General features: G+C 69.1%; 10 protein-coding genes. 6 read left to right on the top strand and 4 right to left on the bottom strand.

Going from position 1 to position 13,388, the window contains the following annotated elements:
- Positions 1 to 39: 39 nt before the first annotated feature.
- The 4 genes from OHA86_RS12705 to OHA86_RS12690 form a co-directional block, all read right to left on the bottom strand.
- Positions 40 to 807, bottom strand: a complete 768-nt coding sequence (locus tag OHA86_RS12705) for a succinate dehydrogenase/fumarate reductase iron-sulfur subunit (protein WP_329175084.1) — start codon at positions 805 to 807, stop codon at positions 40 to 42.
- A complete protein-coding gene (locus OHA86_RS12700) occupies positions 804 to 2,738 on the bottom strand; it encodes a fumarate reductase/succinate dehydrogenase flavoprotein subunit (RefSeq protein WP_329175083.1) in 1,935 nt (644 codons plus the stop codon). The genes OHA86_RS12705 and OHA86_RS12700 overlap by 4 nt, the downstream gene beginning before the upstream one ends.
- A gap of 1 nt (position 2,739) precedes the next feature.
- Entirely contained in the window at positions 2,740 to 3,564 is an 825-nt protein-coding gene (locus OHA86_RS12695; RefSeq protein ID WP_329175081.1) for a hypothetical protein, read from the bottom strand.
- Between the two features lie 79 nt (positions 3,565 to 3,643).
- A complete protein-coding gene (locus OHA86_RS12690) occupies positions 3,644 to 3,931 on the bottom strand; it encodes a hypothetical protein (RefSeq protein WP_329175079.1) in 288 nt (95 codons plus the stop codon).
- 309 nt (positions 3,932 to 4,240) lie between these two features.
- Here OHA86_RS12690 and OHA86_RS12685 point away from each other — a divergent pair, with 309 nt between their 5' ends.
- The 6 genes from OHA86_RS12685 (at position 4,241) to OHA86_RS12660 (ending at position 13,382) form a co-directional block, all read left to right on the top strand.
- On the top strand, positions 4,241 to 6,034 hold the full coding sequence (locus OHA86_RS12685; RefSeq protein ID WP_329175077.1) for an ABC transporter family substrate-binding protein: 1,794 nt from the start codon (positions 4,241 to 4,243) through the stop codon (positions 6,032 to 6,034).
- A gap of 399 nt (positions 6,035 to 6,433) precedes the next feature.
- A complete protein-coding gene (gene typA, locus OHA86_RS12680; RefSeq protein WP_329175076.1) occupies positions 6,434 to 8,299 on the top strand; it encodes a translational GTPase TypA in 1,866 nt (621 codons plus the stop codon).
- A gap of 385 nt (positions 8,300 to 8,684) precedes the next feature.
- Positions 8,685 to 10,337, top strand: coding sequence for a peptide ABC transporter substrate-binding protein (locus OHA86_RS12675; protein ID WP_329175075.1), 1,653 nt, complete (start codon positions 8,685 to 8,687; stop codon positions 10,335 to 10,337).
- Positions 10,338 to 10,487: 150 nt separating this feature from the next.
- The gene (locus OHA86_RS12670; RefSeq protein ID WP_329175074.1) at positions 10,488 to 11,411 is read left to right on the top strand and encodes an ABC transporter permease; all 924 of its coding nucleotides are present in this window, start codon (positions 10,488 to 10,490) and stop codon (positions 11,409 to 11,411) included.
- Positions 11,404 to 12,342, top strand: a complete 939-nt coding sequence (locus tag OHA86_RS12665; protein WP_329175073.1) for an ABC transporter permease — start codon at positions 11,404 to 11,406, stop codon at positions 12,340 to 12,342. The genes OHA86_RS12670 and OHA86_RS12665 overlap by 8 nt, the downstream gene beginning before the upstream one ends.
- Positions 12,343 to 12,353: 11 nt before the next feature.
- Positions 12,354 to 13,382 carry an ABC transporter ATP-binding protein gene (locus tag OHA86_RS12660; RefSeq protein ID WP_329175072.1) on the top strand — a complete coding sequence of 343 codons (1,029 nt, stop codon included), beginning with the start codon at positions 12,354 to 12,356 and terminating at the stop codon, positions 13,380 to 13,382.
- The last annotated feature ends 6 nt before the right edge of the window (positions 13,383 to 13,388 follow it).

Raw genomic sequence — 13,388 nt, 5'->3', positions numbered from 1 at the left:
ACGCGACTTATGTGCGGCGCCCGGTCGTACGCCCGTGCCCTACGCCTGGCGGCGCCTGATCTTGCTGCCCAGCCACACCAGCGGGTCGTACTTGCGGTCGACGGCGCGCTCCTTGAGCGGGATCAGCGCGTTGTCGGTGATCTTGATGTGCTCGGGGCACACCTCGGTGCAGCACTTGGTGATGTTGCAGTAGCCGAGCCCGTGGTCCTCCTGCGCCGACGCGGCCCGCACCAGGCCGCCGTCGGCGGCGGCGTCCAGCGGGTGCATGTCCAGCTCGGCGATCCGCATCAGGAAGCGCGGCCCGGAGAAGCCCGGCTTGTTCTCCTCGTGGTCGCGGACCACGTGGCAGGTGTCCTGGCACAGGAAGCACTCGATGCACTTGCGGAATTCCTGCGAGCGCTCCACATCGACCTGCTGCATCCGGTACTCGCCGGCCGGCACGCCCTTGGGCGGGACGAAGGCCGGGACCTGCCGGGCCTTGTCGTAGTTGAAGGACACATCGGTGACCAGGTCGCGGATCACCGGGAAGGCGCGCAGCGGCGTGACCGTCACCGTCTCGTCCGGCTCGAAGACCGACATCCGGGTCATGCACATCAGCCGGGGCCGCCCGTTGACCTCCGCGCTGCACGACCCGCACTTGCCGGCCTTGCAGTTCCAGCGGACCGCCAGGTCGGCGGCCTGGGTGGCCTGGAGCCGGTGGATGATGTCGAGGACGACCTCGCCGTCGTTCACCTCGACCTCGTAGTCCCGCAGGTCGCCGCTGTCGGTGTCGCCCCGCCAGACCTTGAAGTGCGCTGTGTGGGTCACCGGTCAAGCTCCTCGTCCGTCAGGTATTTCAGCAGCTCTTCCCGTTCGAACAGGGCCAGCAGATCGGCCCGTATCGGATCCGTCGGGCGCTGCCGCAGCCCGATCCGCGCCTGCTTCGGCTCGTCGGCGCCGGCGTCCGCCCCGGCGGCCAGCTCGCACACCAGGTTGACCTTGCGCCAGCCGCGGTCCATCCCCGGGTGGTCGTCTCGGGTGTGGCCGCCGCGGCTCTCGGTGCGCTCCAGCGCGGCCCGCGCCACGCACTCGCTGACCAGCAGCATGTTCCGCAGGTCGATCGCCAGGTGCCAGCCCGGGTTGAACTGCCGGTGCCCCTCCACGCCCGCCCGCCGCGACCTGGCCCGCAGCCCGGCCAGCCGCTCCAGCGCCTGCTCCATCTCCGGCCCGCGCCTGATGATGCCGACCAGGTCGTTCATGACCTGCTGCAGCTCCTGGTGCAGGGTGTACGGGTTCTCCGCCGGCTCGTCGCCGCCGGCCGGGGACTGCGCCGCGCCGAACGGCCGCAGCGCCTCGGCCGCGGCCTCGTCGATCTGCTCCTCGGCCGCCGCGGGGCGCCCCTCGCCGAGCCCGGCGGCGTACTCGGCCGCGTACAGCCCGGCCCTGCGGCCGAAGACCAGCAGGTCGGACAGCGAATTGCCGCCCAGCCGGTTGGAGCCGTGCATGCCGCCGGCCACCTCGCCGGCCGCGAACAGCCCCGGCACCCCGCGGGCCGCCGCGGTGTCCGACTCCACATCGACCCCGCCCATCATGTAATGGCAGGTCGGGCCGACCTCCATCGCCTCCGCGGTGATGTCGACATCGGCCAGCTCCTTGAACTGGTGGTGCATCGACGGCAGCCGGCGCCTGATCTCCTCCGCGGGCAGCCGGGTCGAGACATCGAGGAAGACCCCGCCGTGCGGAGTGCCGCGGCCGGCCTTGACCTCGGAGTTGATCGCGCGGGCCACCTCGTCGCGGGGCAGCAGCTCCGGCGGGCGGCGGTGGTTCTCCGGGTCGGTGTACCAGCCGTCGGCCTCCTCCTCGCTCTGCGCGTACTTCTCCTTGAAGACGTCGGGCACGTAGCCGAACATGAAGCGCTCGCCGTCGCTGTTGCGCAGCACCCCGCCGTCGCCGCGCACCGACTCGGTCACCAGGATGCCCTTGACCGAGGGCGGCCAGACCATCCCGGTGGGGTGGAACTGGATGAACTCCATGTTGATCAGCGGCGCCCCGGCCAGCAGCGCCAGCGCGTGCCCGTCGCCGGTGTACTCCCACGAGTTCGACGTCACCTTGAACGACTTGCCGATGCCGCCGGTGGCCAGGACGACCGCCGGCGCGTCGATCACGAACAGCCGGCCCGACTCGCGGACGTAGCCGAAGACCCCGGCCACCTTGTCGCCGTCCTTGAGCACCCGGGTGACCGTGCACTCCTGGAAGACCTTGAGCCTGGCCTCGTAGTCACCGGTCTCGGCGAAGTCCTCCTGCTGGAGCGAGACGATCTTCTGCTGGAGGGTGCGGATCAGCTCAAGGCCGGTACGGTCGCCGACGTGCGCGAGCCGCGGGTATTCGTGGCCGCCGAAGTTGCGCTGCGATATCCGGCCGTCCGCGGTGCGGTCGAACAGGGCGCCCCAGGTCTCCAGCTCCCACACCCGGTCGGGGGCCTCCTTGGCGTGCAGCTCTGCCATCCGCCACTGGTTGAGGAACTTCCCGCCGCGCATGGTGTCGCGGAAGTGCACCTGCCAGTTGTCGTTCGAGTTGACGTTGCCCATGCTGGCCGCGATGCCGCCCTCGGCCATCACCGTGTGGGCCTTGCCGAAGAGCGACTTGCAGATCACCGCGGTCCGCATGCCCCGCTCCCGCGCCTCGATCGCGGCCCGCAGCCCCGCGCCGCCCGCGCCGACCACGACCACGTCGTACGCGTGCCGTTCGACTTGTGTCATCTCAGAAGAACCTCGGATCGTCGAATACGCCGCTGGCCACCAGGTACACATAGAGGTCGGCGACCCCGACGCTGATCAGCGAGGACCAGGCGAGCAGCATGTGGCGGGCGGTGAGCGCGCCCACCCAGCGCCACAGCCGGTAGCGCAGCGGATGGGCGGAGAAGTGCCGGAGCTTGCCGCCGATGACGTGCCGGCAGGAGTGGCAGGACAGGGTGTACGCCCAGATCAGCGTGATGTTCAGCAGCAGCACCAGGGTGCCGAGCCCGGCGTGGCCCCAGTGCCCGTCCTCGTCCCGGAAGGCGAGCACCACGTCGTAGGTCAGGATGCCGGCCACCGGAATGGCCAGGTAGAAGAAGTACCGGTGGACGTTCTGCAGGATCAGCGGGAACCGGGTCTCGCCGGTGTACTTCGCGTGCGGCTCGGCGACGGCGCAGGCCGGCGGCGACGCCCAGAAGCCGCGGTAGTAGGCCTTGCGGTAGTAGTAGCAGGTCGTCCGGAAGCCCAGCGGGAAGATCAGCACCAGCAGCGCGGGGGACAGGCCCCACCAGTCGCCGAACAGGTGCCAGTCGGCGCCGCCGTTCATGTCCGTGCAGTTCGAGGCGAGGCAGGGCGAGTAGAGCGGCGACACATAGGGCGCCGAGTAGTAGTCGCCGTTCGCGAAGGCCCGCCACGTCGCGTACACGATGAATATCGACAGGGCGACCGCGGTGACCAGCGGTGACAGCCACCACCGGTCGGTCCGCAGATGCCGGGCGGAGATCGCGGCGCGCCCCGGTGCGAGCACACCGCCTGGGGCAGGAGTGGTGGGAGTGGTTCCGGTGGCCAAGGAGGACTCCGTACGGGAGAGACCGGGGGCGCGCGACGGGTGCCGGCGCGCGCCTGAGGCGCACGAGGGCGCGGCGCGATTACGGTGCGTGCCGGTGCGGCGAGCCGAGCCCCTCGTCCTCGGCGTCCGCCCACAGCCCGCGGTCGTACGGCGCGTCCGGGATGGAGACCATCTCGACCGTGCGCTGCCCCGCGGCGGCCGGTGCCGAGTCGTGGAGCAGCCCGAGGCTCTCCCGCAGATGGGCGGCGGCGGAGCGCACCCGGCGCATGTCGAGCGTGTCGCCGCTGTGCTCGTCGAGGCGGGCGACGCAGCGCATCAGGTCGTCGAGCCGGCGCTGAACCGACGTCAGGTCATCGTGCAGGGACATGGAAAGTCCTCACCATCTGCCGCCGTGATGAATGCAGTACGGGACGGTGCTGCGGATGCGAGTGTTGCGCGTCACACCGCGCCTTGTGAAGACGGCTGCACGGAATACCGCGACACGCCCCGCGGTGGGCCGGACGGGTGGAGTGCGCCGGGCCCGTCGGCGGGTCGGTGCCGGGGCGCCGGTGGCGTCGTCTGGAGTGGGGGTGCGAATAACCGGACCACCGGTTAATCAGCCCATCCGATCAGATGAGTACGCCCCGGCGTACGCCGCGCCTCCGGCCGGCCGCCCGGGCCGCGGAGGAGCGATCTCATGAACCGCAGTGCGGACCCGACCGCTGTCACCTCGGCGCCCCGGGCGCGCGCGGTGCGCATCGCCGTGGCGCTCACCGCAGGCGCCACCCTCACCGTCACCGCCTGCTCGTCGGGCGGCGGCGGCAACCACGCGGCCGGCACGGCGGGCACCGACGTGGCGACCGTGGCCCGGGCCGGCGTACGCGACGGCGGCACCCTGCGCTGGGCCACCGACGCGGTGCCCGGCACCCTCAACGCCTTCCAGGCCGACGCGGACACCGACACCGCGACCATCGCCGGCGCCACCCTGCCCGCGATGTTCCGCCTCGACGCCCACGGCAGGCCCTCCGCCGACCCCGACTTCCTGCGGAAGGCCGAGGTCACCGACAGCGAGCCGCGCCAGGTCGTCACCTACCAGCTGAACCCGAAGGCCAGGTGGAGCGACGGGCGCCCGGTCGGCGCCGCCGACTTCACCGCCCAGTGGAAGGCGCTGAACGGCAAGAACCCCGCCTTCTGGACGTCGCGCAACGCCGGCTACGACCGGATCGCCTCGATCAAGCAGGGCGCCGACGCGCAGCACATCCAGGTCACCTTCAGCACGCCCTACGCCGACTGGCGCTCGCTGTTCAGCCCGCTCTACCCCACGTCCGTCACCGGCAGCGCCGACGCCTTCAACGACGGAGCCCGCACCAAGCTGCCCGTCGCCGCCGGCCCCTTCGCGGTGAAGGGCGTCGACGCCAAGGCCGGTACGGTCACCCTGGTCCGCAACCCCTCCTGGTGGGGCCGGCCCGCCAAGCTCGACCAGCTGGTGCTGACCGCGGTGCCGCGCGCCAAGCGGGCCTCCGCACTGGCCGCCGGCACCCTCGACCTGGCCGACATCGACCCGGGTTCGCTGGCCGCGGTCAAGAGGACCAGGGGCCTGGCGGTCCGCAAGGCCCCGGACGCCGCCTACGCGCAGCTCGCGCTCAACGGCAGCGCCGGGCCGCTGGCCGACGAGCGGGTACGGCACGCGGTGGCCCGGGCGATCGACCGCAAGGCCATCGCGAAGGCCGTGCTCAAGCCGCTCGGCCTGCCGGCCGTGCCGCTCGGCAACCACCTGGTGCTGCCCTCGCAGGACGGGTACGCCGACCACAGCTCGGCGCTCGGCAGCAACGACGTCCAGCAGGCGCAGGCGCTGCTCGCCGGCGCGGGCTGGCAGCGGTCCACCGCCAAGGCCGGCGACCAGGCGGCGGGACCCGGCCGCAGCGCCGCCTCCGGCGCGCTCACCGTCGTCGAGCCCAGCCGGGCGGTCACCAGGAGCGGCAAGCAGCTCAGCCTGCGGTTCGTGCTGCCCACGGGCTCGCCGACGCTGGACGACGTCGGCGGGCGGATCGCGAAGATGCTGTCCGCGATCGGCATCCGCACGGAGATCACCAAGGTCGACGGGGCGAGCTACTTCCAGGACCACATCGCGGCCGGCGACTTCGATCTGGCCCTCTACTCCTGGCCGGGCAGCGCGTACCCCGCCACCGACGACACGCCGATCTACGCGAAGCCCGTGCCGGCGCCGGACGGGTCCCTGACCGTCGCGCAGAACTACACGAGGGTCGGTACGGATCAGATCGACCAGCTGCTCGACCGGGCGGGCAGCGAGCTGAACGCCTCCGCGGCGCGTGATCTCACGGCCCAGGCCGACTCCCGTATCTGGGCCGCGGCCGGCTCGGTCCCCCTCTACCAGCGGCCGGCCGTCGTCGCCCTGCGGACGACGGTCGCCAACGCGGGGGCCTTCGGCTTCCAGACACCCCGCTACGAGGACATGGGCTTCCGCAAGTAACCCCCTCAGGGGGCGCTCCCGGCACTCCGCCACCGCCCCGGTGGGGCCTCGGCCCCGCCCGGGGCGGTGGGCGCCGGTGCTCGTCCGACGGTCCGTCGTGGCCGGTCGCGCCCCCGGGGTGGCGGCGCTGCGTCCGTGCCCGGCGGTGCGCCGTGGCTTGTCGCGCAGTTCCCCGCGCCCCTTCGGGGCTCGGTTCCGCTGCCGCGGAGGGCACGTTTCAGGGGCGCGGGGAACCGCGCGCTCGGCCACGGCGGGGCCCCGGAGTCCTTTGGCCGGGCGCAGCCCGGGGTGCTGGCACGTACCATGGGATTTGGCCGCGGCGTGACTTCTGCCCGGCAAGGGCGAGCGCGTCGAAGTGGAACGCGACGCCATCCACGATTCCGGGAGAAGCGCCGCCGCATGTCCACGCGCCACGATATTCGTAACGTCGCCATTGTCGCCCATGTCGACCACGGCAAGACGACCCTCGTCGACGCCATGCTCAAGCAGGCCGGGGCCTTTGCCGCACACCAGCATCTGGACGACCGGATGATGGACTCCAACGACCTGGAGCGCGAGAAGGGCATCACCATTCTCGCGAAGAACACCGCCGTGAAGTACCACCCCAAGGACGGCGGGGACCCGGTCACGATCAACATCATCGACACCCCGGGACACGCCGACTTCGGCGGCGAGGTCGAGCGCGGCCTGTCGATGGTGGACGCGGTCGTGCTGCTGGTGGACGCGTCCGAGGGACCGCTGCCGCAGACCCGGTTCGTCCTGCGCAAGGCGCTGACGGCCCGGCTGCCGGTGATCCTGTGCATCAACAAGACCGACCGCCCGGACTCCAGGATCGACGAGGTGGTCAACGAGACCTACGACCTCTTCCTCGACCTGGACGCGGACGAGGACCAGATCGAGTTCCCGATCGTCTACGCGTGCGCCCGAGACGGTATCGCCTCGCTGACCAAGCCGGAGAACGGCACGGTGCCGGCCGACAGCGACAGCCTGGAGCCGTTCTTCTCGGCGATCCTGTCCACCGTCCCCGCGCCCGTCTACGACGAGGAGGCCCCGCTCCAGGCGCACGTCACCAACCTGGACGCGGACAACTTCCTCGGGCGTATCGCGCTGCTGCGGGTCGAGCAGGGCCACCTGAAGAAGGGGCAGACCGTCGCGTGGATCAAGCGTGACGGCACCATCGCCAACGTCCGCATCAGCGAGCTGATGATGACCGAGGCGCTGACCCGCAAGCCCGCCGAGAGCGCGGGCCCCGGTGACATCTGCGCGGTCGCCGGTATCCCGGACATCATGATCGGCGAGACGCTGGCCGACCCGGAGAACCCGATCGCGCTGCCGCTGATCACGGTGGACGAGCCGGCCATCTCGATGACCATCGGTACGAACAGCTCGCCGCTGGTCGGCAAGGGCGGCAAGGGCCACAAGGTCACCGCCCGGCTGGTGCAGACCCGCCTGGAGCGGGAACTGATCGGCAACGTCAGCCTGCGGGTGCTGCCGACCGAGCGCCCCGACACCTGGGAGGTGCAGGGCCGCGGTGAGCTGGCGCTGGCCATCCTGGTGGAGACGATGCGCCGGGAGGGCTTCGAGCTGACCGTCGGCAAGCCCGAGGTGGTCACCAAGGAGATCAACGGCAAGCTCCACGAGCCGATCGAGCGGATGACCATCGACTCGCCCGAGGAGCACCTGGGCGCCATCACCCAGCTGATGGCGAGCCGCAAGGGCCGGATGGAGACGATGACCAACCACGGGTCCGGCTGGATCCGGATGGAGTGGATCGTGCCGTCCCGCGGCCTGATCGGCTTCCGCACCGAGTTCCTGACCCAGACCCGCGGTACGGGTATCGCGCACTCGATCTTCGAGGGCCACGAGCCGTGGTTCGGCGAGCTGCGCACCCGTAACAACGGCTCGCTGGTCGCCGACCGGGCCGGCGTGGTGACCGCGTTCGCGATGACCAATCTGCAGGAGCGCGGGGTGCTGTTCGTCTCGCCGACCACCGAGGTCTACGAGGGCATGATCGTCGGTGAGAACTCCCGTGCCGACGACATGGACGTGAACATCACCAAGGAGAAGAAGCTCACGAATATGCGGTCGTCGAACGCCGACGTCACCGAGTCCCTGGTGCCGCCGCGGATGCTCTCTCTTGAACAGTCCTTGGAATTCTGCAGGGACGATGAATGCATCGAAGTGACACCGGAGACGGTCAGGATCCGTAAGGTGGTCCTCGACCAGAAGGAGCGGGGCCGCGCGGCGTCCCGTGCCAAGCGCTGACGCTCACTGAACCACCAAGGAAACGGTGAGGGGTCCAGGCTTCCCTGGACCCCTCTTGTGCGGCCTCATGGCGTCCGCTTTCCGGACATCAATCACCGTTAGATAGGTCACACTGCCCATTTAGCCGGTGTCTGTCTACGTTCCATAATGTCCGGATTCTGGAACGTGCTCACCGTTGATGTGACCAAAGCGAGACCAACCCTGTGTCGATCCGACTTCAAACGTGCCCGATAGTGGGACGAAGTTGAGCTCGGGTCAATGGGTCACGCGCTGATGGGGAGCGCCGACTCACGAGCACAGGAAGGCCGTAGTCGCTGTCAGGGGTGTCAGTGAGCGTCCGGCCTTCCTTTCACGTATCGACAGTGACTCCTGAGGAGGCAAACCCATGCGCGGTGCCAAGAGCGCCAAGTGGGTCGTAGGTGCGGCCGTCATCGCTCTCGCAGCGACCGCCTGCAGTTCGAGCGACGACTCGGACAAGGACAAGGGCAAGGCCAGCAGCGGATCAAGCGACGGGATCGTCAGAGCGTGGTGGGGCGACCCCCAGAACCCGCTCGAGCCTGCCAACACCAATGAGGTGCAGGGCGGCAAGGTCCTTGACATGATCTTCATGAACCTCAAGGAGTACGACGCCTCCGGCAAGGCCAACCTTGAGGCTGCTGACTCGATCACCACGACCGACCAGCAGAACTTCACCATCAAGATCAAGCCGGACCTGAAGTTCTCGGACGGTACCCCGGTCACCTCCGGCTCCTTCGTGGACGCCTGGAACTACGGTGCGCTGGTCACCAACAAGCAGCTGAACGCGTACTTCTTCGCCGACATCGACGGCTACGCGGCCGTCCACCCGTCGGACGACCCGGGCGCCAAGCCGACCGCGCAGACCATGTCCGGTCTCAAGGTCGTGGACGACCACACCTTCACGGTCAAGCTGACCCAGAAGTTCTCGACGTGGCCGGACCGCCTGGGCTACAAGGCCTTCGCGCCGCTGCCCAAGACGTTCTTCTCCAACCACGCGGCCTACCTGAACAAGCCGGTCGGTGACGGCCCGTACATGGTCGAGTCCTACACCAAGGGCGCGAGCATGAAGCTCGTTCCGAACCCGAACTACACGGGTCCGAACAAGCCGAAGAACAAGGGTGTCCTGCTCAAGGTCTACACCAGCGCCGACACGGCGTACGCGGACCTGCAGTCCGGCAACCTCGACGTCCTGGACAACATCCCGTCCGCGGACCTCTCGCACGTCAAGTCGGACCTGGACGGCCGCTACCTGAACCAGCCGGCCGGCATCATCCAGACGTTCTCGTTCCCCATGTACGAGGCGGCGTGGAAGAAGCCGGGCATGGAGAAGGTCCGTCTGGGCATCTCGATGGCGATCGACCGCAAGACGATCACCGACAAGATCTTCAGCGGCACCCGTACCCCGGCCTCCGACCTCACCTCCCCGGTGCTGGGCGCGGCGGGCGGCTACAGCAGCACCCTCGCCGGTGACGCGGTCAAGTACGACCCGGCCAAGGCGAAGCAGCTGGTCCAGGAGGGCGGCGGCCTGCCCGGCGGCCAGATGAAGATCGGTTACAACGCCGACTCCGACCACAAGGTCTGGGTCGACGCGGTCTGCAACAGCATCAACCAGGCGCTGGGCAACAACAAGGCCTGCGTCGGCGCCCCCACCGGCACCTTCGCGGACTTCCGCAACCAGATCACCAAGGGCCAGATGACCCAGCCGTTCCGTTCCGGCTGGCAGATGGACTACCCGCTGATCGACAACTTCCTGACGCCGCTGTACGCGACCGGCGGCAGCTCGAACGACTCGAAGTACAGCAACAAGACGGTCGACTCGCTGATCAAGCAGGCGAACGGCGAAGCCGACACCGCCAAGGCGACCTCGCTGTACCAGCAGGCCGAGGCTCAGGTCTTCAAGGACATGCCGGTCGTTCCGCTCTGGTACCAGAACGGCCAGGCCGGTTGGTCGTCCAAGGTCTCGCACGTGACCGAGAACGCGTTCAGCGTTCCCGTCTTCACCGAGATCACGGTCAACTGACCCTGAACCAGCACCACCTGCAGTAGGCGCGCCCGACAGGGGAGAAGTCCGGACGCGTTTGCGGGGGAACTGACAAACAACCGCTCGCGGTGTGGATGTCGGCCGGGGCCAAAAGCCCCGGCCGACGTCTGCCCGATCCCTGGAGGGCAGATGGGGCGCTACGTCATCAGGCGACTGCTCCAGATGGTTCCGGTCTTCATCGGAACCACTATGTTGATCTTCGTCATGGTCTACGGGCTCGGTGATCCCGTTGCCGCCATGTTCGGAGACCGTACGCCGGACCCCGCAACCGCGGCCCAGATCAGACACGACCTGCATCTGAACGATCCGCTGTGGCAGCAGTACGCGATCTACATGGGGCACATCTTCACCGGCAACTTCGGCACGGCGGCCAACGGCCAGCCGGTGACCGACCTGCTGGGTTCTGCGTTCCCCGTGACGCTGCGGCTGACCGTCATGGCCTTCGTCATCGAGGCGGTCGTCGGTGTCGCGCTCGGCCTGTTCGCCGGTCTGCGGCGCGGGCGGTTCCTGGACACCGGTGTACTGGCGATGACGCTGCTCGTGGTCTCGATCCCGACCTTCGTCACCGGCTTCGTGCTCCAGTACCTCCTGGGTGTCAGGTGGGGTGTGGTCCATCCGTCGGTCGGCGAGGGCGCGCCCTTCAAGGACCTGATCGTCCCCGGCCTCGTGCTCGCGGGTGTCTCCCTGGCGTACGTGGCCCGGCTGACCCGCACCTCGGTCGCCGAGAACTCGCGCGCCGACTACCTGCGCACGGCGGTGGCCAAGGGCCTGCCGCGGCGCCGGGTGATCACCGTGCACATGCTGCGCAACTCGCTGATACCCGTGGTGACCTTCCTCGGCACCGACATCGGCAACCTGATGGCCGGTGCGCTGGTGACCGAGCGGATCTTCAACATCCACGGCGTGGGTTACCAGATCTACCAGGGCATCGTGCGCAACAACCCGCCGACCGTCGTCGGCTTCGTGACGATCCTGGTGATCATCTTCCTGGCCGCCAACCTGCTCGTCGACCTGCTCTACGCGGTCCTGGACCCGAGGATCCGGTATGCCTGAGAACACCGACTCCGTGATCCTCGACAGCGCCGTCGCCGCCACCGGCGGACCGGCCGCGCTGCTCGGCGACCCGGAGAAGCGCGACAAGCCGCGCAGCCTGTGGACCGACGCCTGGTACGACCTGCGCCGCAAGCCGGTCTTCTACATATCGGCCCTGGTCATCCTGTTCCTGATCGTCATATCGATCTGGCCGGGCCTGATCGCCAGCCGCGACCCGCTGCAGTGCAACCTGATCGACTCGCAGAACGGCCCCAGCGCCGGCCACTGGTTCGGTTTCGACCAGCAGGGCTGCGACGTCTACACCCGTACCGTCTACGGTGCCCGCGCCTCGGTCGAGGTCGGCATCTTCTCGACGCTGGGTGTGGCCGTGCTCGGCGCGCTGCTCGGCGGCCTGGCCGGCTACTTCGGCGGCTGGCTGGACGCGATCCTCTCCCGGATCAGCGACATCTTCTTCGGCATCCCGATCCTGCTCGGCGGTGTGGTCTTCCTCTCCGCGGTCAAGGGCGGTTCGGTGACCACCGTGTCGACCTTCATCATCCTGCTGGGCTGGCCGCAGCTGGCCCGTATCGCCCGCGGCGCGGTGATCACCGCGAAGGAACAGGACTACGTGCTGGCCGCCAAGGCACTCGGCGCGGGCCACAGCAGGCTGCTGCTGCGGCACATCGCGCCGAACGCGCTGGCTCCGGTCATCGTATGGTCCACCATCGCGCTGGGCACCTTCATTTCGCTGGAAGCGACACTGTCCTTCCTCGGCGTCGGCCTCAAGCCGCCGGCCGTCTCGTGGGGTATCGACATCTCCTCGGCCGCGGAACAGATCCGCAACGCCCCGCACATGCTGCTGTGGCCCGCGGGCGCGCTGAGCGTGACGGTCCTGGCGTTCATCCTGCTCGGCGACGCGGTCCGCGACGCCCTCGACCCCAAGCTGCGCTAGGAGGGCGTACGTTGACTGTCATCGACGATATATCGGACGTTCCCGCACCCGACGCGAAGCTGGCGCCGCTGCTGGAAGTACGCGACCTGCACGTGGAATTCCACACCCGCGACGGCGTCGCCAAGGCCGTGAACGGTGTCAACTACTCGGTGAGCGCCGGCGAGACGCTGGCGGTGCTCGGCGAGTCCGGCTCGGGCAAGTCGGTGTCCGCGCAGGCGGTCATGGGCATCCTCGACATGCCGCCGGCCCGGATTCCCAAGGGCGAGATCCTCTTCCAGGGCCGCGACATGCTCAAGATGTCCGGCGAGGAGCGGCGGAAGATCCGCGGCCGGAAGATCGCGATGATCTTCCAGGACGCGCTGTCCTCGCTCAACCCGGTGCTGAGCGTGGGCTACCAGCTCGGCGAGATGTACCGGGTGCACCAGGGCCTGTCCCGCAAGGACGCCAAGGCCAAGTCCATCGAGCTGATGGACCGGGTGCGCATCCCGGCCGCCAGGGAGCGGGTGGGCGACTACCCGCACCAGTTCTCCGGCGGTATGCGCCAGCGCATCATGATCGCCATGGCGCTGGCCCTCGAACCCGACCTGATCATCGCCGACGAGCCGACCACGGCCCTCGACGTGACGGTCCAGGCGCAGGTCATGGACCTGCTCGCGGAGCTCCAGCGCGAGTACAACATGGGCCTGATCCTGATCACCCACGACCTGGGCGTGGTCGCCGACGTCGCCGACAAGATCGCGGTGATGTACGCCGGCCGGATCGTCGAGGACGCCCCCGTCCACGACATCTACGCCAAGCCCGCCCACCCGTACACCAAGGGCCTGCTCCAGTCGATTCCGCGGCTGGACCAGAAGGGCCAGGAGCTGTACGCGATCAAGGGCCTGCCGCCCAACCTGACGCGTATCCCGCCGGGCTGCGCGTTCAACCCGCGCTGCCCGATGGCGCAGGACATCTGCCGTACCGACGTGCCCCCGCTGCACCCGGTCGGCCCCGCGCGCGGCAGCGCCTGCCACTTCTGGAAGGAGACCCTCGGTGAGTGAGCCCAC

The sequence above is a fragment of the Streptomyces sp. NBC_01477 genome (genome assembly GCF_036227245.1).
Classification (GTDB): Bacteria; Actinomycetota; Actinomycetes; order Streptomycetales; family Streptomycetaceae; genus Actinacidiphila.
The sequence above is the reverse complement of the archived record's forward strand: the minus strand, read 5'-3'. Positions and strand labels throughout refer to the sequence as shown.

Coding starts and splice junctions, on each gene's coding strand:
- OHA86_RS12700 (WP_329175083.1), bottom strand. CDS start 2,738: ATGACACAAGTCGAACGGCACGCGTACGACGTGGTCGTGGTCGGCGCG.
- OHA86_RS12690 (WP_329175079.1), bottom strand. CDS start 3,931: ATGTCCCTGCACGATGACCTGACGTCGGTTCAGCGCCGGCTCGACGAC.
- OHA86_RS12685 (WP_329175077.1), top strand. CDS start 4,241: ATGAACCGCAGTGCGGACCCGACCGCTGTCACCTCGGCGCCCCGGGCG.
- typA (WP_329175076.1), top strand. CDS start 6,434: ATGTCCACGCGCCACGATATTCGTAACGTCGCCATTGTCGCCCATGTC.
- OHA86_RS12675 (WP_329175075.1), top strand. CDS start 8,685: ATGCGCGGTGCCAAGAGCGCCAAGTGGGTCGTAGGTGCGGCCGTCATC.
- OHA86_RS12670 (WP_329175074.1), top strand. CDS start 10,488: ATGGGGCGCTACGTCATCAGGCGACTGCTCCAGATGGTTCCGGTCTTC.
- OHA86_RS12665 (WP_329175073.1), top strand. CDS start 11,404: ATGCCTGAGAACACCGACTCCGTGATCCTCGACAGCGCCGTCGCCGCC.